The sequence below is a fragment of the Thermodesulfobacteriota bacterium genome (assembly GCA_040753795.1).
Lineage (GTDB): Bacteria > Desulfobacterota > Desulfobacteria > Desulfobacterales > Desulfosudaceae > JBFMDX01.
The window spans coordinates 29,087-51,720 of the sequence record JBFMDX010000023.1; the positions used below are offsets into that span (position 1 = coordinate 29,087).

Sequence of the window (22,634 nt, forward strand, 5' to 3'; positions counted from 1 at the left end):
ATTAAAATATTGACAGCACGGATTTCTTTGGCCATGATAATCAAAATTAACGGGAATGGGGCATCATCATTACTTCTTATATGATGTGCAGAAGGTAATTTTCAACCAACAACGGGAGGAGAAAATGAAAAAAGGATTACTGGTTTTAATGATGCTGTTATTGACCGTGCCGGCTTTTGCCGTGCAATTGACGGTCGCGGAGGGGGAGGCGACAAGCGGGGTGAAACTGGATCTGGGCGGCGACATCCGTTTCCGGGGGTATGATTTTAATAACTTCTGGAATTTTGCCGACAGCGGCGTGGATCCGGTTACGGGCAAATCCTATGACGGCGATGATTATGAAACCTATCGCCTGCGCTCCAGAATTTTTGCCAAGGTGGGCGTGGCGGAGAACGTGTCCGGTTATATTCGTTTTGCTAACCAGACTTATGGTGAAAACGTGGGTACCGGTGTCAACACCGATGAGAACGTGTTTGCCGACAACGCTTATATCGACCTGACCAATTTATTCGGCGCGCCCCTGGATCTGCGTATGGGCCGTCAGGACCTGTTTTACGGCACCGGGTTCGTGGTCGCCGACGGCGAATCGGATGCAGCGTCCACTGCTTTTTATTTTGACGGTATCAAGGCGACCCTGCGGATGTCCAAAACCGCCAAGATCGACGCTTTTTACCTGAAGGACGAAGAGAACAACCGGGCGGAAATCAGCGGCGGCGATGATGTCAATTTAATGGGCGCTTATTTGACCGGCGAATGCCCGGTCATGGGCGGCAAGCAGGAAGTTTACGCCCTGAACCGGACGGATGACGGAATCGACAAGGATATCTGGATGGGCGGTTTCCGTTTGTCCCGTACCTTTGACTCCGGATTGAACTACTCGGCTGAAGCCGCCTATCAGTGGGGTGATGCCTACCGGGACGCGGCAACCGACGATGTGCTGGATCAGCAGGCCCTGGGCTACAAGCTGGAACTCGGCTATGCCGTTCCGGTAGATTCCGTCAAGCTGCGGCCCTTTGTCGGCTATACTTCCATGAGCGGTGATCAGGATGCCGGCGATGATGATTTTGAAGGCTGGGATGCGTTCTACGGCGGCTGGCCCCAGTTCGGCGACCTGCTCTCCTGGGTGTTTATTAACGGGCCGGCCCAGTTTTCCACCGGCTATCCTCAATCCACCTCGGTTGCCGGTGAAGTTAACTATTCTAACCTGAACCTGGCCAGCGTGGGTACCGATGTTACCATCGGCAAAGTCAAAACGACTCTTTCCTATACCAAATTGATCATCGATGACATTTCCACCACCAGCGCCAATTTCGAGCATGATAATGATTACGGTGATTATTATCAGGCGATCGTAACCTTTCCTTACAACAAATACCTGTCCTTCGCTATTGACGCCAGCATGATTGATCCGGGTGACGCTTTCCCCGACACCAATGATGACATGGCCCATGAGGTTTTTGTGGAAACCAACCTGAAGTTCTAAGCATTCTTGAATTCAATAAAAAAAGCGGGACGGCCTGACGGTCGTCCCGCTTTTTTTTATTGTAGGGGCACGGCGTGCCGTGCCCCTATATTGCCCCTTACACCTTACACCTCAAACCTCACACCTTATACCTTGAACCCTGCACCTTTAGAATTTTAATATCGCGTCCAGTTGCAGCCGGTCTTCATCCTTCTGGCCGTCCTTGTCTTCGTCTTCGCGCTCGGTCATGTAACCCGCGGCCGCCAGGGAGACATTGTCCGTCACGCAATAAACGACATCCAGCTTGTGGCCTTTGCAGTTGGTGCCGCCACCGTGGAAATCCGAATCCACGAATACCGCCGGAAAGGCGTAATCTTCCAGTTCCTGATAGAGGTACTGGAAGTAAATATCGCCTTTTTTCTTCTTGCTGCCGGCGTCAAAACCGACCTGCCAGCCCGCGTCACGGTCATCACCGCCGTAGGCCAGCAGTTTGGCCGGGTCGCTGTCACCGGGGTTGACGCCGTCTTCGACCAGGTCATCGATATCCTGCTCAAGGTTGGTGATATAGGAAGCGAACAGGGAAACGGGAACAGGCAGGACCTTTTTCATCTTGAGCCTGGTCCCGATTTCCACGCAACCGAATTCATTCAGGAGATTGCCGTCGGCGTCGAATATCATCTGCTGGCCGAGGCTCTTGTTGCCGCCCAGAAATGTTTCATCGTCTCCCAGAACGCCATCGCCCCAGGCCAGGTCATCCAGATGCGTGAAATCGTAATAGGTGGCGGCTACCGTCAGGCCGATATCTTCGGCCAGGTTGAATTCTCCGCCGGCCTGCCAGGCGGTCATCATGGGATCGGTGTTGAACTCCTTGCTGTTCAGTTCCTCCACCACCCACTGCCCCAGGTTGATAAACATTTTGGCGTTTTCGGTCATTTCAAAATTAAATGACTCGGACAATCCTTCCGGGTTCACGTCCGAATCCCATACGATCGAAGAGGTGAACAGGGGATTGGCCTGTTTCCCGCCGGTTACTTTGAGATAATCCGTAGCGTCCCAGGCGGCATAGGCCTGATCGATCCAGATTTCCTTTCCCCGGGCATGATCGTCAAAACTGGCGTTGGTGGAGTTCTGCTCGCCTGAACCGGAGGCCAGTTTCACAACCACCTTGGTGGTATCGGACGTTTTGGCATCCAATCCAAGCCGAAGACGGAAGCGTTCCCGGTGCCGGTCATAATCATGATCCCCTTCTTCCCGCCACTGGGTATCATGACGCAGCCGCAGGTCGCCGCTCAGCTTGATTTTTTCGACCCAGGAGGGAACCACCTGGATGCTTTTGGCTTCTTCCGCCGTCAGGACGTTTTTTTCCACCAGCTTGTCGAGCAACTTGGTGCTTTCACCTGCTGTCGCCATATTCACGCAAGTGAACCCCAGCGCCAGCGTCAACGAACCCATCCACATCAATAACGCTTTCTTCATTTCTTTCCTCCCTGCTTGGTTTTGGTTTGTTTTCCACTTTAACATTGTTATTCTCAACTTGTCTTTTTTGCGGTGTCCTTCTGGTTTTATGTTTTCTACTGCCAGAAAATTAAATCTGAAATATTAAGGGATTGTTAGGGAATGATAAAAACCGTGTGAAATATGGTACAGGTACAAGGTTAAGGGGTGAAGGTGCCGGGGGGAAATATTTTATTGATATATTTACGGGTGTTGGATAAATAAGGAAAGTTTTTATAAACGGATATTTATGAACAATTTTAATGCGGTCGTAGTATGGTTGATACGAATGCAAGGAAGATAAAGCCGTGATTCTCAGGCAGGCGACATCCACCCGGCCGTTGATCCGGGTGGAAGAGGAAGACGGGGGCCCGGCCATTGTCAAGGATTTCAGCGCCAACGGATTTTTGTTCCGAAATATTGTCGGGCGTTTTTTAATCTGGCGTGAGGTCAAAGCCTACCGGAAACTGGAAGGTGTCAGGGGCGTGCCGCGTCTGCTGCGGATTGACGCCGGTCCGTCTCTGGTGGTGGAAGCGATAACCGGCATGGATTTAAAGCAGGCCATCAGGCAGCGGAAAGTCGGTTCTGCTTTTTTCGACGCCCTTAAGGCCCTGGTCGACCGGATTCATGAAAGAGGCATGGCCCATTGTGATTTAAAGGCCTCAGGGAACATCCTGGTCGGACAGGATGGTAATCCTTATATCATTGACTGGGGCGCGTCTATCTCCGCCGGTGAGTTCCGCTGGCCCGTACTCAACAGAATTTACGGCCGTTTCCTGGTCGATGACTGCCGGGCGATCACCAAGCACAAGCTGCGCTGCTGCCCTGATGCCGTGGGACCGGAAGAAAAAGAACAATATGATTACCGCAGCCGGGCGGAAAAGAGCATCCGGGCAATACGTGACCGGTTGCGGTCATTCATACAGGCGATTTTTTAGAGATACCTTAAAGATCCTCTGAACACACCCGTTAGGGCTGATTGCCGGCCGGTGTGGTTTTGATTTTTTGATCGAGGTGCTGTCGCAGCGCCTGGTGCAGGGTTTCGGCGGCGATGTAGGCGCAGTGCTCGTTTTCCTCGGGAAGTCCCCCGATCACCTTCAGGATAACGTCACCGCTGATCGCCTTCAGTTCTTCAGGATTTTTACCGATCGCCAGTTCCGCCGCGAAAGAACCGCAGACCTGGCTGGGCCCGCAGCCGTCCGTCATGAAGGCGGCGGCGGTGACCCGGTCATCCTTGAATTTTAAAAAAATTTCCATGGTATCGCCGCAGTCTCCCTTGATTTTTCCGTACCCGTCGGGCAGATCCATGCGTCCCATGTATTTCGGGTTGCGCCAGCGGTTATAGACCGTCTCGCCGAACTCCGCCCGGGTTTCTTCGTAAATCTGATTCTGGAGCTGCTCCACAAATTGATCCAACGGGTCCGTCATGATTTGCTTTCCTTATTTTTCCGTACCTTGCACGCTGAGGCGCTGGAAGGCTAAAGCCTTCCGCTACGTTTCATCCTGCACCCTGCACCCGAACCTTATATATATCTTATCCCTAATGTCAACCATCGGGCTTGAGAAACAGGCTTGATTTGTGATAACAAGAATATATTCAACGGTGTTCATTATATATGGCGATTCGTCTGGTTTATAATGGTTATTAATTTACAACGTTACCAGCGGAGCAAAGGCATGAGCAGAATGCGGTGCGTATGGTTGTTTACGGCAGTTTGTCTGGCTCTCTCTTTTCCGGTCTATTCGGAAACACCTCATCCGGAGGCGATCCGGTTGAGCCTGGCAGAGGCCATGAAGAACGCGGCAGCCGAGAATCCGGAGATCCTGGCCGCCGGATTTCGGGTGGACAAGGCGTCGGCAGGTCTGGGACAGGCTCGTTCCGGATTCATGCCCCAGGTCGATTTCATGGAAATGTTCAACCGGACCACTACCCCCATGTGGGTGTTCGGCGCCAAAATGAATCAGGAAAACATTGCCTTAACGGATTTTGACCCGACGGTGTTGAATGATCCGGGAGAACTCAACAACTTCTCATCGGTGTTGGCCCTGTCCTGGCCGGTATTTGCCGGAGGGAAAATTTATAATGGTTTCAAGCAGGCCGAAAAGAATCTGGAAGCGGACACGCTCGTTTATAACCGCACCCGGCAGGAAATTATTGCCAGGGCTGCCGTCGCCTATGTCGGCATGATGCTGTCCCAGGAAAAATTGAAGGTCGTGACCCAGTCCATCGAATCCGCCAACGCCAACCTGAAAATGGTTCAATCCGGGTTTGACAGCGGACTGGCCGTGAAAAGCGATCTGTTGCGCGCCCAGGTGACCCTTGCCGATCTGGAACAGCAGCGTCTTCAGGCCGAAAGTCAGGTCAGAACGGCCCAGGCCGCGTTGAACGCCACCATGGGGAAACCGGTGGACACGCCCCTGGTCTTAACGTCTCCTTTTGAAAAATGCTGCCAGCTTTCAGGGGATGTCGACCATTGGATCGGGGTCGCGCTGGCCAACCGGCACGATCTGAAGAGGCTTAATTGCCTGGAAGAGATGGCCCGGCGGAATGTGACTGTTTCCAAGGCCGGACATTTGCCAAGCGTAAGGCTGGTCGGATCTTATGACATCAACACCGAGGATTTTCATGACACGGCCGACAGCTATACGGTCGGGGCCGTGATGAACCTGAACCTGTTTAACGGGTTCAACACGACATCCGGTATTCGCGGGGCCAGGGCGGACGTGAGCCAGATCCGTCAGATGATCAGAAGCATGGAACTCGCCATACGGGTGCAGGTCCAGAGCGCCTTTCTCGAGGCCCAAAGCGCATCGCAGCGGATTGAAGTGGCCCGGTCGGCGCTGAATCAGGCCGATGAAGGATTGCGGATCGTCAAGAACCGTTATCAGAACGGACTGCTGAACATCGTCAGCCTGCTGGACGCGGAGCTGGCCAACCAGCAGGCGAAAATGAGTTACTGTGCGGCCCTGCATGATTTCAAGGCAGCCATGGCCGGGTTGGAACTGGCCGCGGGAACCATCAGCGAGAATTCGGCTTACGATAAGGACGGGGAATAGGGGCAGGGTATAAGGTTTGAGGTTTGAGGTTTAAGGTTCAGGGTTTAAGATGAAATGTAGCGGAAGGCTTCACAGGCTGTCCAATAAACCAAAACATTCGTCATTCCGGCCTCCGAGCCGGAATCCAGAAAAATGAATAAAATTAATATGTATACTGGATCCCGGCTCACGTTTCGCTTCGCTCCACGGGCCGGGATGACGACGGGGCGATTATTCTCATATCGGATGATGGACGGATAAGCGTTAGTGATGACATTATTTATAAGTTGTCAGGAGGGATGAATGGCACAGAGAATTTTTTCATATGGTTTGTGTCTTGCGTTTGTTTTTCTGGGATTCGGCTGCGGGGACAAGATAGAACCCGGCGCCACCAGGAGTGAATCCGGGAAAACCGTCAGGGCGCAGGTGGCCGTGGCTTCCATGAACGCCGGCCAGTCTTTTTACGAGGCCGTCGGAACCGTCCAGGCCCGAACCTCCAGCACCATTGCCAGCAAAATGATGGGGGCGGTCAAGGCGGTTCATGTCCGGGAAGGGGACACGGTGGAAAAGAACGCCCTGCTCATGGAGCTGGACGACCGGCAGGCCGCCTCTCAATCGCGCGGATCCCGGGCATCCCTGGATGAGGCCCGGAGATCCCTGGCTTCGGCGCAAGCCGCCCGGGACGCGGCCAGGGCCGGCGCGGATCTGGCCCGTGCCACTTATGACCGTTATAAAAAGCTGCTTCAGGAAGAATCGGTCAGCCGGCAGGAGTTCGACGAGATAGAGGCCCGCAACCGGCAGGCCTCCGCCGCTCTGGCCCAGGCCGAGGCCATGGTGGCGGCCGCCGCCAACCGGGTGCAGCAGGCCGAAGCCGGAACGGAATCCGCTGATACCACCCTGACCGACGCCATCATCCGGGCGCCCTACAAGGGGACCATCACGGCCAAGCTGATCGACGTGGGGGCCATGGCCTCGCCCGGCACGCCGCTTCTCACCATGGAAATGGAGGGCATCTTCTGCGTCCTGCTGGAGGTGCCGGAAATCCATATCGGAACCGTCTCCCTCGGCCAGAAGCTGGATGTCACCATTCCCTCCATGGAGAACCTGGTGGTCCAGGGAACGGTCGGCCGGATTGATCCGGCGGCGGATCAGCAGAGTCGTTCTTTTCATGTCCGGGTGGCCTTGCCCGAGGGCCATGATTTCCGGTCCGGGATTTTCGCCCGGGTGGCCCTGCCCGTGGGCCAGGCCGGCATGATGATGATCCCCGGGTCGGCGATCGTGCGGCGGGGTCAGTTGACCGGATTTTATCTGGTGGATGATCAGAATATCGCGCGGTTCCGCCTGCTCCGGACCGGACGGGAATCAGGACCGTCGGTGGAAGTCATTTCCGGAATGAAGGACGGCGACCGGTACCTGCCGGCTCCGCCGCCGGACATGGAAGACGGTGTAAAAGTGGAGGTCGTTTCATGAGCAGGAAAGGAATTGCCGGCGCTCTGGCCGAGTATTTCATCGACTCCAAGCTGACGCCCCTGGTCATCATCGCTTCCATTCTTCTGGGCATCGCGGCCGTCATCGCGCTTCCCCGGGAAGAGGAGCCCCAGATCATCGTTCCCATGGTGGACATTTTTGTGAAGATGCCGGGCGCCGACGCGAAAGAGGTGGAACAGCGGATCACGTCTCCCATGGAAAAACTGCTCTGGGAGATCCCCGGCGTGGAATATGTCTATTCCACCTCAAGCCCGGGCATGTCCATGGCTATTGTCCGGTTCCTGGTGGGACAGGATGAGGAAAAGGCCATCGTCCGTCTGCAGTCCAAGCTGATGGCCCATTATGACCGGATCCCCTGGGCCGCGTCTCCGCCCCTGATCAAGCCCCGCTACATTGATGACGTTCCGATTCTGGCCCTGACCTTCTGGGGAGAGCATTTTGACCACCATGAACTCCGCCGGGCCGCCGCGGAGATGGAAAACCTGATCAAGCGGGAAGACAACGTCTCCCTCACCACCCTGATCGGCGGCGAACCCCGGAAAGTCCAGGTTCACATCGATCCGGTCCGTCTGGCCGCCTATGGTCTGGACCTGGATCGGGTGGCGATGATGCTTCAGGCAGCCAACCAGGAGACTGACGCCGGCACGGTCCCCACGACCGAAGGCCAGGTGCTGATCCATTCCGGCGGTTTTCTCAAGGACCGCCAGGAGGTGGAAGCGGTGGTGGTCGGCGTATCCGGCAACCGGCCGGTTTACCTGCGTGACGTGGCCACGGTCACGGACGGTCCCGGCGAACCGAACCAGTATGTGTTTTTCGGGGCAGGTCCGGCCGCGGACGAGAAAGGGCTTGACCGGAAAAAAATCAGCGGCGTCCATCCGGCCGTGACCCTGACCGTGGCCAAGCGGAAAGGGGCCAACGCCATCAGCGTGGCGGAAAAAATTTTAAAGCGGGTGGAAGACGCCCGGGGTAAAGTCATTCCCGACAATCTGAACGTCACCGTTACCCGTCATTACGGTGAGACGGCCAAGGAAAAATCAGACGAACTGCTGTATCATATGATGATCGCCATTGTTTCGGTCACCCTGCTGATCGGGTTCACCCTCGGCCGCCGGGAATCGGGCGTGGTGGCCCTGGCCATCCCGGTCACCCTGGCCCTGACCCTGGCCGTGTTCTATTTATACGGGTATACCTTAAACCGCATCACCCTGTTCGCGCTGATTTTTTCCATCGGCATCCTGGTGGATGACGCCATCGTCATCGTGGAAAACGTGGTCCGCCATTTCCGGCTTCCCGAAAACCAGGGACGGCCCCGGGCCCAGGTGGCGGTGGAAGCCGTGGGCGAGGTCGGTAATCCCACCATTCTGGCAACGCTGACGGTGATCTTCGCCATTCTTCCCATGGCTTTCGTGGGCGGCCTCATGGGCCCCTACATGCGGCCCATTCCCGTGGGCGCCTCGGCCGCCATGATTTTTTCCCTGCTGGTGGCGTTTGTCATCACGCCCTGGGCCTCCATCCGCCTGATCAAGCATGACCAGAGCGGGTCCGGTCATGAAATGAGCCATGAGAGCGAAGACTGGAGCACGCGACTTTACCGTCGCGCCATGGATCCCCTGATTCATCATCCGAAAACACGCTGGCTGTTCTTTGCCGGGGTTTTCGGGCTGCTGCTGATATCCTGCGCCCTGGTGGGGGTTGGGCTGGTCCGCGTCAAGATGCTGCCTTTTGACAACAAGAGCGAATTCCAGGTGATCATTGACCTGCCGGAATCGGCCACCCTGGAGGAGACGGCCGCGGCCGCCATGGAAATGGGAGATTATATCGCCGCGGTGAATGAAGTGACGGATTACCAGATTTACACCGGCACTTCCGGTCCGTTTAATTTCAACGGGCTGGTCCGTCATTATTATCTGCGGCAGGGACCGAACATGGCCGATATCCAGGTCAACCTGGTTGGAAAAGGCCGCCGGGAGCAGCAGAGCCATGCCATTGCCAAACGGGTCCGGCCCGGCCTGGAGGAGATCGCGAAAAAGTATAACGCCCGGATCAAGGTGGCCGAAGTGCCGCCCGGGCCGCCGGTTCTGTCCACCCTGGTGGCGGAAATTTACGGTCCGGACTACGACCGGCAGCGGGAGATCGCCCGTCAGGTCATGACGATATTTAAACAGACACCGGACGTGGTGGACGTGGACTGGTACATGGAAGACGATCAGCCGCGATACGATTTTGTCATCGACAGGGAAAGGGCCGCGCTGAACGGCATCGATACCGCCAGGATCGCCCGGACCCTGGAACTGGCCGTCAGCGGTCGGCAGGTCGGCCTGCTGCATCAGCCCCTGGAAAGAGAGGATATCCCGGTTGTCCTGCAACTGCCCCTGGCGTCCCGGGCGAGCGTAAAACAGCTGGAAAGCATTAAAGTCGCCGCGGCCGACGGCACGCTGGTGCCCCTGTCGACCCTGGTGACCCCGGTCCGGACGATCAATGAAAAGAGTATTTACCACAAGAACCTGATGCCGGTGGTGTATGTCATCGGCGACGTGGCCGGTGAAAGGGAGAGCCCGGTTTACGCCATCCTGGAGATGAAAAAGAAGATCGACGCCCTCCGCCTGCCGGAAGGATATGGCATCCGGCAGCACACGGCCGGCCTGCCGGACAGCGATCGTCAATTTTCCATGAAATGGGACGGGGAATGGCACATTACCTACGAGGTCTTCCGCGACATGGGCATTGCCTTCGCGGTGGTGCTGGTGCTGATTTTCGTGCTGGTGGTGGGCTGGTTCCATTCCTTTACCACGCCCCTGACGATCATGGTGGCCATTCCGTTTTCGCTCATCGGCATTCTGCCGGCCCACTGGCTGGCCGGGGCATTTTTCACCGCCACTTCCATGATCGGATTTATCGCCGGGGCCGGCATTGTCGTCCGCAACTCCATCATCCTGGTGGATTTCATCGAACTGCGGGTAAAGGAAGGGGTGCCCCTGGACCAGGCGGTGATTGACGCCGGCGCCATCCGCTTCCGACCCATGATGCTGACGGCGGCGGCGGTGGTGGTGGGCGCTTCGGTGATCCTGTTTGATCCGATTTTTCAGGGCCTGGCCATTTCCCTGATGGCCGGTGAAGTGGCGTCCCTGCTGTTCTCCCGCATGACCGTGCCGGTGCTCTATTATCTGGAGAAAAGATGGGAATTTGCCCACGGGGGACATTTATAAATATTTTTCTCAGGAGGGCGTGAAATGGAAAGCGAAAAGGAGGGGTTGTTCCAAAGCGAAGACTGGTGGTCGGTCTGGATCGGTCTGTTTATTTTCATCCTTTCCCTGGGGACCATGGCGGGTACCGATCTGCTCGGCTGGGGGTTTAAAGTCAACCTGTGGACCGATATCACCAAGCTGCTGTCACCGGTATCTAAAAACTACGCGGCCCTGTCGGGGTGGCTGTCGCTGGTGCTGACCTACCTGGCGTTCATGGCCATCCTCAGCATCGGCATCAAAGCCCTGGGCGGTGAACTGAAAAAATTCTTCTATGGGTTCACCGTTATTTTCTGGCTGACCTTTCTCTGCTATGCTCTCGGCCACCAGGCCAACATCGCCGCCAACAACCCGGCCGATATGACCAAATTCGGTTTGAGCTGGTCGCTGAAACTGACCGGTGAGGCGGGCCTTATTTTCGCGCTGCTCGGCGGACTGGTGATCGGCAACTTCTTCCCGGCTTTTGCCGAAACCCTGAAAGAAGCCACCCGGCCGGAGTGGTACATCAAAACCGCCATCGTCATTCTCGGCGCCCTGGTCGGCGTCAAGGCGGCCGGCGCTCTGGGTCTGGCTTCCGCCGTCATGTTCCGGGGGCTGTGCGCCATTGTGGAGGCTTACCTTATATATTGGGCCCTGGTCTATCTGGTAGCCCGTAAATACTTCCGATTCAGCAGGGAATGGGCCGCGCCCCTGGCGTCGGGCATATCCATCTGCGGGGTGTCCGCCGCCATCGCCACCGGCGGGGCCATCCGGGCCAGGCCCGTTGTTCCCATCATGGTATCTTCGCTGGTGGTGATTTTCGCCGTGGTGGAACTGCTGTTTCTGCCGTTTCTGGCCCAGTCCTTCCTCTACCGGGAACCCATGGTGGCCGGCGCCTGGATGGGGCTGGCGGTGAAAACCGACGGGGCCGCCGTGGCCAGCGGCCAGATCGTCGATTCCCTGATCCGGGCCAAGGCCCTGGCCGTGGACGGCATCGCCTACGAATCGGACTGGATCATGAACACGGCCGCCACGGTCAAGATCTTCATCGACGTGTTCATCGGTGTCTGGGCGTTTGTGCTGGCCTGGATCTGGTGCGCCAAGATTGAATGCAAGCCCGGCGAAAAGATCGGTGCCGGGGAAATCTGGCGGCGGTTTCCCAAGTTCGTCATCGGCTATGTCCTGACCTTTGCCCTCATGCTGACGCTTCTGCTCAACATTCCTTCTCTCAAGGACGCGGCCAAAACCGCCACCGGCGAAGCGGACGTCTTCCGGTCCTTTTTCTTCGCCCTGACCTTTTTTTCCATCGGCCTGGTTTCCAATTTCAAGAAACTCTGGGAAGAGGGGATCGGCCGCCTGGCCGCCGTATATGTCATATCATTGTTCGGATTCATTATCTGGATCGGACTGGCCATTTCGTGGCTTTTTTTCCATGGCGTCAAACCGCCTGTCATTTCATAAGTTCGGGGAGGATACCATGTCAGCGTCAGAAAAACCGAAACTGTCGGAAGAGATCGCCAGAATGGCGGAAGAGTATGAACCCCTGATGCCGGTGGAGAAAAAGCTCATCGCCTACAGCCTGATCCTGGGGACCGCGTTGCTCGGCATTTTGTTGCTTGTCAGCTATACCTTTTTCCCGGGCGGGCACTGATATTTTTTATGGAATACGACGAGATCAGGATTACCACCCGGCGGGAAATCGGCATCTGCCGGGACGCCATCCGGAAGCTGGAAAATGTCATCCGCCTTCTTGAGGAAAAATATCCGCACGCCGGTGATGTTTTCAATGATCAATTGAACCCGGCTGCCCCCGTTCCATCCGGCGATCAGACCCGGTGGCAAGACAGTCGCCTGGCGCTTGAGCGCTGGCGAGAGAGGCTCCGCGAGCATCTCCGTATAATGGAAATGTAACGGCGGGGATGTTCTTTGTTTATTTTTGTAATCCATTGAAGGTTGTCCCTTTTCGTTTTTTCCCGTAAACGTTTTTTCTCCGCAAGATATTTCTGGATAATTATCTTTTTCTGGTATATTATTAATAGATTTTATAACAAATAAGAGGTGTTGCCTGAAAAGGCATGGTTTTAAGGTGGTCTAAAGTCTTAACCAGAAGTGATTGTGACATGTGGCGTTCATTAAGTATTTCCAAAAAGATTTATATCGGCCTCGGTATCCTGCTGACGGGTTATTTTGTTTCCATGCTGTTCGGGTTTGTAAAAGCGGTCGATACGGAAAAACGGCTTCGATCCGTTCATGCTTATCTTTCCCCCGCGGCGCATCAGAGTCAGGCCGCTCTGGCGGCTTTCAAAGGGCAGATAAAAGCGTTTGAGGACATTTTTCTGACCGGTGACGAGACCCTCGTTGAAGAAGCCGACAGGGAGTCCGCCATCCTTCTTCAGTCTCTTCAGGACATCAGCCGTCTGGCCTTGCAGTACGAGGGGGAAAACGGAGATATTGATAACCTGATAAAAAAGGTTACCGTCTTTTCCGATTCCGCCCGTCGGACCTACCTGGCTTTTATTGTCAAAACGGATGGTGATCAGGCTGCCGGCAACGGGGGGCAGAATCAGATGAGTACGCTGGCGGAAGAAACCAGGATCCTTGAAAAAAGACTGCAGGAGCTGCAGACCGGATACAGTGACAGGCTGAAAAAGGACTTGTCCGGAATTATCGTATACAGCCAGAGGCAGCGCTACCTGAATCTCCTGGCCTTCTGTCTGATCGCTGCTATATCGACGGTTTTCGTCAGTCTGATTTTACGCCGCTCCGTCATTCTGCCCCTGCGGAGCGCCGCGGACATGGTCAAAAGCATCGCCAAAGGCAAAGGAGACCTGACCAGACGACTGGCCATCCGGAATGAAGACGAAGTAGGAGATCTTTCCCGCTGGTTTAATACGTTTGTTGAAAACATGCAGGAAATGACTCGTTCCATTATAACCGATGTCGGCACCCTCAAGGACGCTTCCACGGCTTTGTCCGGCATGTCCGACGTGATGAGCGGAACTTCCGATAAAATGGTCGGGAAAACCAACTCCGTGTCCGCGGCCATGGAACAGATGGACGCCGGCATGAGAACCATCGCCGTTTCCATGGAGGAAGCCACCTCCAGTACGGATCAGGTGGCCGGTTTTGCCGAAGAAATGACCGCGACCATCAATGAAATCGCCATGAGTTCCCACAATGCGGCTGAAGTAACCCGCAAGGCCGTGGAGAAATCTCATCAGGCGTCGCAACGGGTGGGTGAACTGGGGGCCGCGGCCGATGAGATCGGCAAGGTTACCGAAATGATCAACGAGATATCGGAACAGACCAACCTGCTGGCCTTGAATGCCACCATCGAAGCCGCCCGGGCCGGAGAGGCCGGCAAGGGCTTCGCGGTGGTGGCGGATGAAATCAAGGTTCTGGCCCGTCAGACGGCGGAAGCGACACTGGACATCAAAGAAAGAATTTCCGGGATCCAGGCGACCACTTCCTGGACGGTCCGGGATATTAAGGAAATAGGCGATATCATCGACAAGGTCAATGAAACGGTGACGATTATCGCCTCCTCCGTGGAACAGCAGTCCGCTTCCACCAAGGAAATCGCCATCAACGTGTCGGAAATCTCCAAGGCCATCGGCGACGTCAACGACAGCGTTTCGCAAAGTTCGAATTTCACCACCCAGGTGGCGGAGGACCTTGCCGGCGTCACCCAGAGCGCGATTGATGTTTCGGAGAACAGTTCGCGTCTGAAGGAAAACGCGGCCGGCCTCTCCCGACTGGCCGATCAGCTCCATCGGCTGGTGGGGCAGTTCAAGGTTTAAGCGTCACAACCGGGCGCGGCCCGGAATTAAAACTATAAGTTTTAAGTTTTAAGTTTTAAGTGTTAAGTTTTAAGTGTTAAGTTTTAAGTTGGAAGTGATTAAGGTTTAGCGGAAGGCTTCAGCCTTCCAGAGTCGCAGGGTGCGAGGACCGAGGACGCAGGATCGAGGGGGAATCGTAATTCCGGGCACTGGAGAAAATAAGAACAGGGCATGATCAAGCATATCTTCTCTTGCGTCCTGATCGCGGGTGCCGCCACGCTTGTTTATCTCAGCGATGATTTTGATTTTGTAAAAAATTTTCTGAAACTTTCTCCTCATCTGGTCTGGGTTTTTGCCGGTCTGACCCTGGCTGTCTGCCTGCGGTTCAATAAAAGCCGGCTGTCGTTTCTGCTGGCCCTGCTTCTCCTCCTGTTTTTCAAAGGCAACATCCCTTTTGTTTCCGCCATCCCCCAACAAGAATTCATGACCTTTTTTTGCCTGAATGTTCTTTTTCTGGCCGGTTTTCGCGAACGGGGCGTCTTTACCGTGCACGGGCTGAACAAGGCCGTTTTCATCCTGGTCCAGGTCGGCCTGCTTTTCTATGTTACGGTTTACGACCATTCCCTGTATCTGAAGCCCGACCATCGCGCCGTGCGCGCGATTTATGCCGCGGTGAACCTGCCGTTTCCGGTGCTGCCGTTCATTCTTCTTTTTGCGGCGGCTGTCCGTCATGTTTTCCGGGACAGAAGCCATGACATTTCCGTTGCCCTGGGGATCATGATCGGTTTTACCGCTTTGGCCGCCCGGGGAATAAAACCAACCGAACTTCACATGGTGTCCGCTTTTTTTCTGATGTTCATCGGGGCGCTTTCTTCCATTTATATTATTTCATATATGGATGAACTGACGGGCCTGCCGGGACGGCGGTCATACAATGAATTCACGGCGACGCTCGGGGCCAAATACGCCATTGCCATGGCGGATATCGATCATTTCAAAAAGTTTAACGACAAATTCGGCCATGATACCGGCGACGAGGTTTTGAAACTGGTCGCCGGAATATTGTCCTCGGTCGGGGGCGGCGGGAAGACGTTCCGTCTCGGCGGCGAGGAGTTCGTTATCGTTTTCAGCGGAAAAAGCAGGGAGACGGCGGCCGAACATCTTGAAACCCTCAGGAGAAAAATCGCGCAGACACCGTTTATCGTCAGAAATAAAAAAAGCCGTGAGAATTATCGGAAGACCGGCGTAAAGACCAAACCAGCGGAACCCAAAACGATAAAAATTACCCTGAGTTTCGGGGCAAGCGATTCATGGGGCGGGAAAAAACTGATCAGGGTGATGAAAGAGGCTGACATCGCCCTTTATAAATCCAAGAAAAAAGGCCGGAACCGGGTCACCATCAGTTGATTCCTTTGACCGCTATTCCGGAGGCGTCATCAAAATATTCAAAAAAACGTCCCCTGAATCGTCCCGCGGCTTCGGCCTTTTCCGGTGAACGGTCCAGCCTGAAAACCGACACGATTTTAGCGCCCTTGACCTTGACGGAAAACACTTCATTATCCAGATCGTAAGGCGTTTTCCGCCAGCGGTAGTTGGTGATAAAATAGTCCGCCTCCCGCGGATCGATGACATACCAGAGCCGCTTTCGCTCCTTTTCCGGAAGGATGAAGGAGTTGATCACGCCCGGATCGTTGGCGGCAAACACGGTGATCTCCTCCCGCCGGTCGGTTTTGAGAATGGTTTCCAGCGCCTGCCTGTAGGCCAGCCCCCAGTAATCCATTTCAAAACGGTTTTTAATCCCGTCATAGTTTTTTCCGGCCAGGATATTAAAATAGACATTACCGTGGGGATGATTTTTGATCATGAACCAGAGAACCAAGACCATTTGAACCGTCAGGCAGGAAATCAGGCCGGCCCGGAGGATGGGTTTTAATCGGCCGCCCCATCGGGACGTTATTTTCAGTATCGATTTCAAGCCTTTTGCGCTTAGCAGCACAAAAGCCGGGTAGATGAAGAACACCTGACGCCAGGCGTCGTAAAGGGTCGATCCCAGAACAACGACCAGGATGACCGGCCCGAAAAACCAGGCCATGACCAGCAGATCTTCCGTTTTTCCCGCCGGATCTGATTTTGCCCCGCGGATGAGACCGGCCAGAATGCCCGACGCGCCCGTCACAAAAAAAAAGGTATACACCGGAGGGATAGTGATGGCCATCCATACCGGCAGGTAATGCCAGGGCAGGGCGTCGGTCATAAGGGTTTTCCCGCGGTAGAGCGTTTCAACTGCATTCGGATAGCGGCTCATGTGAATAAACGCGTCCGTGAAGTTTCCGAGGGGGGCAGGCCAGAGATAGGGCCAGAGCAGGGTGGTGAGGCCCGCATAGGCGACCAGGTAAAGCAATGTCCGCTTGATCATGACAACGGTTCGGCCGGTGCCGGCGGTTTGGAACAGTACCCAGGCAATCGTCAAGAACGGCACCATGATGCCCATGACCCGGATATCGGTCAGATAAGCGGAGGCGGCGGCATGCAGCAGGGCGCTGCCGGCGCTCATTTTTTCCAGAAAAATCATCATGGTGTAGACGGCGATGATAAACATCCCCATGAAAACAATGTCTTTGGAGTTGTAAAAGGCGTCGGCGAATATCCGTGGACTGATGGCCAGCAGTCCGACGGCGGTAAAGGCCAGCGGAATGCTGTTCAGCATCCGTTTTGATAAAAAATAGAAGATCAGGCAGGAACAATAGAAAAAAAGGAAGGTGGCGTAATGCCGCATAAGGAAAATATGGCGGAACGTTCGCAGCCCCAGGAGTTTTTCAGCGACAATAAGGGGAAGGTCAAAGGCCACGCCATAATACCGGTCCTGGTAGTTGAAAAGGGAATAGTCATCGTTGACCAGATAGTTGTAAGAGAAAAAACCGTTAATCCGGTTTCGGTATTCATCCCACGAAATGCCGTAGTCATCCACCACGGCCAGGCCCGTTATCAGCAGGGTAATGAAGAGCAGCATGAATAAAAAAATTTCTTTTATTTTCATGATGTTATCCTGTGATTCGTGGGCCTGAAAATAGCGGCATGAAAGCTCCGGACAGCGCAACCATGGTCAGGGATAAATATGGTGATGATCGGTAATTCGGGGATATTTTAAAAAGCAAAGTCCAGGCGAACGGCCAGTTCATCAATGCCATCCGGCAGCAGGCTCAACTCTCTATTGCCGAGCGAAGAGAAGGTATCTGTTTCTTCCATGCCGAATCTTCCGGTTCCGAACAGGGAGAATTTCCAGGTATCCGAAATCCGGTAACGGCACCCGAAAAACAGATCCATGTCACGCCAGTCCGTGTCCCACAGATAAGACCGTTCGGTTTGAAGAGAGTATTGGGAGGGTTGGGCGGCGAAGGAGAATGACCACCGCAGATCCGGATGGACGATTTCGGCGCTCAAGCCCATGTTCGTCATGTCCGAGGACCGTTCCAGCGCCGGATCGCTGTCAATGACATAAGTCCAGTAGGGCGCCAGTTGAAGCCAGGTAAAAGGCGTCCAGCCCGTGGACAGTCGGACCCCGTGGCGGAGGGAGAATTGTTCCATATTACCGATGAATTTTCCTTCAGTTGGCGGGTCCAGAAGGCCTGACTGGAAGGGCTGCAGATCCTGCATCAGAAAGAAAGTTTCCATTTTCAGATCGACAAAGGAATCCAACAGGACATCACTGGACATTCCCGATCCTGTGTCCGACTGAAGCGTAGCCATGCTCCATCGAAAATGATTTCCCGGCGACCCCTGATTGTCCGCGTCGCAATAGGTTTCGGATTCATTGAGTTCAATCCCGGGAATACGTCCGGAGCAGACGAACCGTTTCCGCCAGTAGGGGTCGGAAAGCCTGGAAATGGTTACTCCGCTTTTTCTGGAGGCATGAATAAATTTTCCGTCGGACAGGTAGGCGCCGATATGATTAATCCTGCCGTTTTTGGAGCCGAAGAACACCAGATCGCCTGCTTTTAATTCCTGCTGCGGCACTTTCTGGGTAAATTTCTTTTGCGCCGCCGCATTGTGGGGAAGATCGAGGCTGAAAAGGTCACCGTAAATCTGCCGGATCAGACCGGAACAATCGGTTCCTTTTCGTGTACTTCCGCCTATCCGGTAGGGAATTCCCAGGTATTTACTTGTTTCTTTTAGAAAATCTTTTTCACGCACATCCGTATTCAACTTGTAGTATGATTCTTCAAGGGCGAGTACGGAACTGGCAGAAAGGTTGATCAACAGGAAAAAGATGAGGCAGAGGGAAAGGCAAAATCGCGTCGGTCGGGTAGGGTGCTGCTTGTTTTTTAGATTCAAAGGAATCACAATCAATTCTCTGTAAAAAGTCAGTCGGGATTGAGAGTTATCCGCTTTTTTGATTTTGGCCTCTTTAATTCAAGGTTACTTAAAGTTAGGGAATGTATACCGGCTGACTCCCTGGTTGTCAAACAAAATTTTCAAAAAACCAAAGAAAATTGATTATATTAAAACTCGAGATTACAAATAGATACCATTTGCCTTTCGCGATTATCCTGGTCCGGCGGGTTGTCGATGATAATTTTAATAGTATATTCATTGTGTTGAAGATAACTGCGGCGACACTTCCGACTCGATTTCCCGCCAGTTCCAGGGGGGGGCTTCACCGCCAGAGGGTATTTTCGGCCAGGGCCATTTCCGGGGCAGGGGGGCGGAAAAGGTCAGTTCCCGGCCGAGGGTGGGATGGGTTACGGTGAGGCTGGCGGCAAAAAGGGCAATCTGCTTTTCCGGCAGGGGACCGGAGGCGCCATATCGTAAGTCTCCCAGAACCGGATGACCGATGTGGGCGAACTGGAGTCGGATCTGGTGGTGCCGGCCGGTTTCAAGGTCGATCTCAACCAGGCTTGAATCGCCGGCGGTGTCCAGAAGCCGGAAGGAAAGCCGGGCTTCATCGCTGGTTGACGTCGCCCGCGTCACCACCCGACCGGAGTTACCCCGGCGTTCCAGATGGTTAACCAGCCGTCCGGATTGATCTTTTAATTTTCCTTCCAGCACGGCCATATACTTTTTCCGCGTCTGACCGGACCGGAACTGTTCGCTGACGCGACCGGCGGCCTTGGAGGTGCGGCAGAAAAGCACCACCCCGGCCACCGGCCGGTCAAGGCGATGCACCATTCCCAGGAAAACGTTCCCCGGTTTGTGATATTGCCGCTTCACCCACTCCCGGCCCATAGCGATTAACGTAGCGTCTCCGGTACGATCCCCTTGAACCAGAAGCCCGGCTGGTTTATAAAGGGCCAGAAGGTGGTTATCGGAAAAGAGAACCGGCCATGACGGTATATAAAAATTGAGAACCTGATCATTCATTATAATAGTATGAAACCCGCAAAGCCTGATCACCGGAAAAAACCGGCTTCACCGCGCGATGAAAACTACCGGTCAAACGACATGGCGGAACTTCTGCGCCGGTCCGGCATCGTTCTTACTTCAGGTCAACTGGAACAGCTCTGGATATACCATACCCTGATTCGCCGGCACAATGCGGAATTGAATCTGACCCGCATCCATAATTTTTCCAATATGGTCCTGAAACTTTATGCGGACTCTATCTTACCTGGCCGGCTCATGCGCCTTCCGGATTCGCTTCTTGACCTGGGCACCGGTCCCGGCATGCCGGGCATACCGCTTAAAATCGTTAATCCCCAGCTGAAAATAATCCTGGCGGAGAGCCGCGGCAAGCGTGTGGACTTTCTGAAAATGGCGGTGGAACGGCTGAAGCTGGACAACGTTACCGTAGTCGGCAGAAGCATTACCGCTGATTTTGAAACCCCGGTCCGGGGGGTGATCACCCGGGCCGTGGAAGAGATCGGCGTCACCCTGGGCCGGATCAGTGGCTGCCTTTCGTCCGGAGGCCTGGCCATCTTTATGAAAGGCCCGGAATGTGATGCCGAAGTTGCCGAAGCCGTTGAACAATTTCCTTCACGGTTTCGTTTGTCGCAGAATATCGACTACCAGATACCCCATACGCCCCACGCCAGGCGGCTGATCGTGTTTGAGCGGACGGATGAACCCGTCCGGGAAAGAAGGTCCACGGCCATGAACCGGCATGTGTTTCGTCGCGTCGAGAGCGATCAGAACAGTTTTTTTAAAGAGTTAAAACGCCTCCAGTCCGGTCGGGGAATTAAAAAGGAAGGGCTGGCCCTGATCTCCGGATCCAAACAGGTGAAAGAAACGCTTCGGGATTTTCCCGGGCAATGCCGGGCCTGGATCAGCGCCGAACACCACCTGCCGCCTCCGGCGGACCTGCCGGCGCCTGTCGTCTGGTATCAACTGGCCGGCGCATTATTTAAGGAAATCGATACCATCGGAACGGACGCGCCCCTCCTGATGGTGACCACCCCTCCTGTTCGGCGCTGGGAACCGTCCGAAGGCCTCCCAGCGGGCTGTTCCCTGCTGGTACCGTTTCAGGACCCGGAGAATGTCGGAGCCGTTATCCGGTCGGCAATGGCCTTTGGCGTCGACCACATTATTCTCCTGTCGGAAAGCGCCCATCCTTATCATCCCAGGGCGCTGAGGGCATCCGGCGGTGCCGTCCTGAAAGCGGACCTGATGGAGGGGCCGGCCCTGAAAGACATCCCCGGCGATCTGCCGGTCATCGCTCTTTCCGCTGAAGGGGAGGATATTTCAACCGTAACATTCCCCCGGACCTTCGCTTTTCTGCCGGGGATGGAAGGGCAGGGGTTGCCGCTTCATTTCCGGAAGCGGGCGGTGGCTATTCCCATTGACAAAGCGGTGGAATCCCTGAACGCCGCCACCGCTGTTGCGATCGCGTTTTATGCCTGGAAACAAAAGAGGGGTTAGCGATCCTGTTCCACCAGCCAGTCCAGCGCGTCATCAAGAGTAGCGGAAAAATGAACGTCCCGGTAAATCAATTGTGCCAGAATTTTGGCCGGGCCCTTCATGCCGGCAGCCGCCAGGGCTTTGACATATTTTTGCGTCGCCTCCCGCTGTTCCCTGGCTTTCCGGCGGATTCCTTCGGTAATTTTTCCGGAATCAATGATGGCCACGCATAGAACGGAGTTTTCCGGTTCCTGTTCCAGAATCAGGCGGGCTTCATCCGCTGTCCGGCAATATTCCTCTTCGTTAAGACCGGAATAATTGGTGCAAAAGATGCGCTTGTTTTTATGGCGGATCCATTTGAAGTTTTTATTCATCATGCCAAACCCTTCCGAAAATATATTGTGGTCCGGTAAAACCTGATTCTTTATAGCCTTTATTAGACCGCTCAGTCAAGAAAAAAAATTAAACAATATTTTATCGTTGTTAATTATTGGGAAGTAACTGTGAAGATCATTTCTTGTGGACAAGACCGTCCGCATTTCGGTTGGCCGGTATTTATTCATGAACATCGGGAAGACCTTAAATCAAAACGGATGTTGGCAGCGGCCGGTAAAGAGAAGACAACTTAAAGATTGAGGCCGGGCGTTTCTTCCTATATTGTTTACCAAAAAAGGAAATATGCGTTTTACGAATTTTCAGTTACAGGATATATTCAGGGCCTTTATTCCTAAAGGGTATTTCTGAAAAGGCAATTTTTAGAGATGCCCTTAACACAGGTATGGAAAGGAGAGAGAAAATGCCGGATCTGGACAAGAGAGTCTTTAAGGATTTGAGCTATGGGTTGTATATCGTCACAGCATGTGATGGCGAGCGGCTGAACGGTCAACTGGTGAACACGGTCATTCAGGTCACATCGGACCCGCCCCGCATCGGCGTGATCATCAATAAAAAGAACCTGACCCATGAATTTATCATGAAGAGCCGGGTTTTTGCCGCCTGCGTCGTGGAAGAGAACGTTTCCCTGCAGTTTCTCGGGCCTTTCGGGTTCCGATCAGGGCGCGACATTGATAAATTCAAGGGCCTTGCCTTCAGCACCGGAAAAAACGGATGCCCGATTCTAAACGATCATATTCTGTCGTGGGCCGAGGCCAGCGTGATCAACGACGTGGATGTCGGCACGCATACCATTTTCATCGGTGACGTGGTCAACACCGGATTCTTCAAGGAGGGGAACCCCCTGACCTACACCTATTATCATCACTACCTGAAAGGGAAAACGTCCGCTAACGCGCCGACTTACAATTCCGTGACGAAGTGATGCAT

Annotated in this window: 18 protein-coding genes; 12 read left to right on the forward strand and 6 right to left on the reverse strand. The window is 54.3% G+C overall.

All coding sequences use genetic code 11. The features are described 5' to 3' along the window. Positions 1-124 precede the first annotated feature (124 nt). Positions 125-1,483 (forward strand): alginate export family protein, encoded by a 1,359-nt coding sequence (locus AB1724_18325; GenBank protein MEW6079769.1) that lies wholly within the window; start codon positions 125-127, stop codon positions 1,481-1,483. A 147-nt stretch (positions 1,484-1,630) separates the two neighbouring features. Here the strand turns inward: AB1724_18325 and AB1724_18330 are convergent, their stop codons facing one another. Continuing rightward, positions 1,631-2,938 (reverse strand): putative porin, encoded by a 1,308-nt coding sequence (locus AB1724_18330; protein ID MEW6079770.1) that lies wholly within the window; start codon positions 2,936-2,938, stop codon positions 1,631-1,633. Between the two features lie 326 nt (positions 2,939-3,264). Between AB1724_18330 and AB1724_18335 the strand changes: the two genes are divergently transcribed. Then, the gene (locus AB1724_18335; GenBank protein MEW6079771.1) at positions 3,265-3,894 is read left to right on the forward strand and encodes an RIO1 family regulatory kinase/ATPase; all 630 of its coding nucleotides are present in this window, start codon (positions 3,265-3,267) and stop codon (positions 3,892-3,894) included. Between the two features lie 31 nt (positions 3,895-3,925). On the opposite strand, the gene AB1724_18340 is transcribed toward AB1724_18335, so the two are convergent. Beyond that, on the reverse strand, positions 3,926-4,384 hold the full coding sequence (locus AB1724_18340) for an iron-sulfur cluster assembly scaffold protein (protein MEW6079772.1): 459 nt from the start codon (positions 4,382-4,384) through the stop codon (positions 3,926-3,928). 249 nt (positions 4,385-4,633) lie between these two features. On the opposite strand from AB1724_18340, the gene AB1724_18345 reads away from it, so the two are divergent. The 8 genes from AB1724_18345 (at position 4,634) to AB1724_18380 (ending at position 15,887) form a co-directional block, all read left to right on the forward strand. After that, on the forward strand, positions 4,634-6,013 hold the full coding sequence (locus tag AB1724_18345; protein MEW6079773.1) for a TolC family protein: 1,380 nt from the start codon (positions 4,634-4,636) through the stop codon (positions 6,011-6,013). A 282-nt stretch (positions 6,014-6,295) separates the two neighbouring features. After that, positions 6,296-7,462: an efflux RND transporter periplasmic adaptor subunit gene (locus AB1724_18350; GenBank protein MEW6079774.1), complete on the forward strand. Its 1,167-nt coding sequence runs from the start codon at positions 6,296-6,298 to the stop codon at positions 7,460-7,462. After that, positions 7,459-10,686, forward strand: coding sequence for an efflux RND transporter permease subunit (locus tag AB1724_18355; protein ID MEW6079775.1), 3,228 nt, complete (start codon positions 7,459-7,461; stop codon positions 10,684-10,686). The genes AB1724_18350 and AB1724_18355 overlap by 4 nt, the downstream gene beginning before the upstream one ends. 24 nt (positions 10,687-10,710) lie before the next feature. Continuing rightward, positions 10,711-12,162: a putative sulfate exporter family transporter gene (locus tag AB1724_18360; protein ID MEW6079776.1), complete on the forward strand. Its 1,452-nt coding sequence runs from the start codon at positions 10,711-10,713 to the stop codon at positions 12,160-12,162. A gap of 16 nt (positions 12,163-12,178) precedes the next feature. After that, a complete protein-coding gene (locus AB1724_18365) occupies positions 12,179-12,352 on the forward strand; it encodes a hypothetical protein (protein ID MEW6079777.1) in 174 nt (57 codons plus the stop codon). A gap of 8 nt (positions 12,353-12,360) precedes the next feature. Further along, positions 12,361-12,612 carry a hypothetical protein gene (locus AB1724_18370; GenBank protein ID MEW6079778.1) on the forward strand — a complete coding sequence of 84 codons (252 nt, stop codon included), beginning with the start codon at positions 12,361-12,363 and terminating at the stop codon, positions 12,610-12,612. 209 nt (positions 12,613-12,821) lie between these two features. Then, on the forward strand, positions 12,822-14,501 hold the full coding sequence (locus tag AB1724_18375; GenBank protein ID MEW6079779.1) for a methyl-accepting chemotaxis protein: 1,680 nt from the start codon (positions 12,822-12,824) through the stop codon (positions 14,499-14,501). A 210-nt stretch (positions 14,502-14,711) separates the two neighbouring features. Further along, entirely contained in the window at positions 14,712-15,887 is a 1,176-nt protein-coding gene (locus tag AB1724_18380; protein ID MEW6079780.1) for a GGDEF domain-containing protein, read from the forward strand. Here the strand turns inward: AB1724_18380 and AB1724_18385 are convergent. From AB1724_18385 to AB1724_18395, 3 genes are all read right to left on the reverse strand, one after another. Beyond that, the gene (locus AB1724_18385; protein ID MEW6079781.1) at positions 15,880-17,517 is read right to left on the reverse strand and encodes a hypothetical protein; all 1,638 of its coding nucleotides are present in this window, start codon (positions 17,515-17,517) and stop codon (positions 15,880-15,882) included. The two genes, AB1724_18380 and AB1724_18385, sit on opposite strands and share 8 nt — an antisense overlap. Positions 17,518-17,624: 107 nt before the next feature. After that, positions 17,625-18,671, reverse strand: a complete 1,047-nt coding sequence (locus tag AB1724_18390; GenBank protein ID MEW6079782.1) for a C40 family peptidase — start codon at positions 18,669-18,671, stop codon at positions 17,625-17,627. A gap of 396 nt (positions 18,672-19,067) precedes the next feature. Next, a complete protein-coding gene (locus AB1724_18395; GenBank protein ID MEW6079783.1) occupies positions 19,068-19,838 on the reverse strand; it encodes an RluA family pseudouridine synthase in 771 nt (256 codons plus the stop codon). A gap of 81 nt (positions 19,839-19,919) precedes the next feature. Between AB1724_18395 and rsmG the strand changes: the two genes are divergently transcribed. Beyond that, positions 19,920-21,332, forward strand: coding sequence for a 16S rRNA (guanine(527)-N(7))-methyltransferase RsmG (gene rsmG / locus AB1724_18400; GenBank protein MEW6079784.1), 1,413 nt, complete (start codon positions 19,920-19,922; stop codon positions 21,330-21,332). Here rsmG and AB1724_18405 read toward each other — a convergent pair. After that, positions 21,329-21,688: a hypothetical protein gene (locus AB1724_18405; GenBank protein MEW6079785.1), complete on the reverse strand. Its 360-nt coding sequence runs from the start codon at positions 21,686-21,688 to the stop codon at positions 21,329-21,331. The two genes, rsmG and AB1724_18405, sit on opposite strands and share 4 nt — an antisense overlap. A gap of 419 nt (positions 21,689-22,107) precedes the next feature. On the opposite strand from AB1724_18405, the gene AB1724_18410 reads away from it, so the two are divergent. Further along, entirely contained in the window at positions 22,108-22,629 is a 522-nt protein-coding gene (locus AB1724_18410) for a flavin reductase family protein (protein ID MEW6079786.1), read from the forward strand. Positions 22,630-22,634: the final 5 nt, after the last annotated feature.

Coding starts and splice junctions, on each gene's coding strand:
- AB1724_18330 (MEW6079770.1), bottom strand. CDS start 2,938: ATGAAGAAAGCGTTATTGATGTGGATGGGTTCGTTGACGCTGGCGCTG.
- AB1724_18395 (MEW6079783.1), bottom strand. CDS start 19,838: ATGAATGATCAGGTTCTCAATTTTTATATACCGTCATGGCCGGTTCTC.
- AB1724_18405 (MEW6079785.1), bottom strand. CDS start 21,688: ATGATGAATAAAAACTTCAAATGGATCCGCCATAAAAACAAGCGCATC.
- AB1724_18350 (MEW6079774.1), top strand. CDS start 6,296: ATGGCACAGAGAATTTTTTCATATGGTTTGTGTCTTGCGTTTGTTTTT.
- AB1724_18380 (MEW6079780.1), top strand. CDS start 14,712: ATGATCAAGCATATCTTCTCTTGCGTCCTGATCGCGGGTGCCGCCACG.
- AB1724_18340 (MEW6079772.1), bottom strand. CDS start 4,384: ATGACGGACCCGTTGGATCAATTTGTGGAGCAGCTCCAGAATCAGATT.
- AB1724_18325 (MEW6079769.1), top strand. CDS start 125: ATGAAAAAAGGATTACTGGTTTTAATGATGCTGTTATTGACCGTGCCG.
- AB1724_18365 (MEW6079777.1), top strand. CDS start 12,179: ATGTCAGCGTCAGAAAAACCGAAACTGTCGGAAGAGATCGCCAGAATG.
- AB1724_18385 (MEW6079781.1), bottom strand. CDS start 17,517: ATGAAAATAAAAGAAATTTTTTTATTCATGCTGCTCTTCATTACCCTG.
- AB1724_18355 (MEW6079775.1), top strand. CDS start 7,459: ATGAGCAGGAAAGGAATTGCCGGCGCTCTGGCCGAGTATTTCATCGAC.
- AB1724_18375 (MEW6079779.1), top strand. CDS start 12,822: ATGTGGCGTTCATTAAGTATTTCCAAAAAGATTTATATCGGCCTCGGT.
- AB1724_18410 (MEW6079786.1), top strand. CDS start 22,108: ATGCCGGATCTGGACAAGAGAGTCTTTAAGGATTTGAGCTATGGGTTG.
- AB1724_18345 (MEW6079773.1), top strand. CDS start 4,634: ATGAGCAGAATGCGGTGCGTATGGTTGTTTACGGCAGTTTGTCTGGCT.
- AB1724_18370 (MEW6079778.1), top strand. CDS start 12,361: ATGGAATACGACGAGATCAGGATTACCACCCGGCGGGAAATCGGCATC.
- AB1724_18360 (MEW6079776.1), top strand. CDS start 10,711: ATGGAAAGCGAAAAGGAGGGGTTGTTCCAAAGCGAAGACTGGTGGTCG.
- rsmG (MEW6079784.1), top strand. CDS start 19,920: ATGGCGGAACTTCTGCGCCGGTCCGGCATCGTTCTTACTTCAGGTCAA.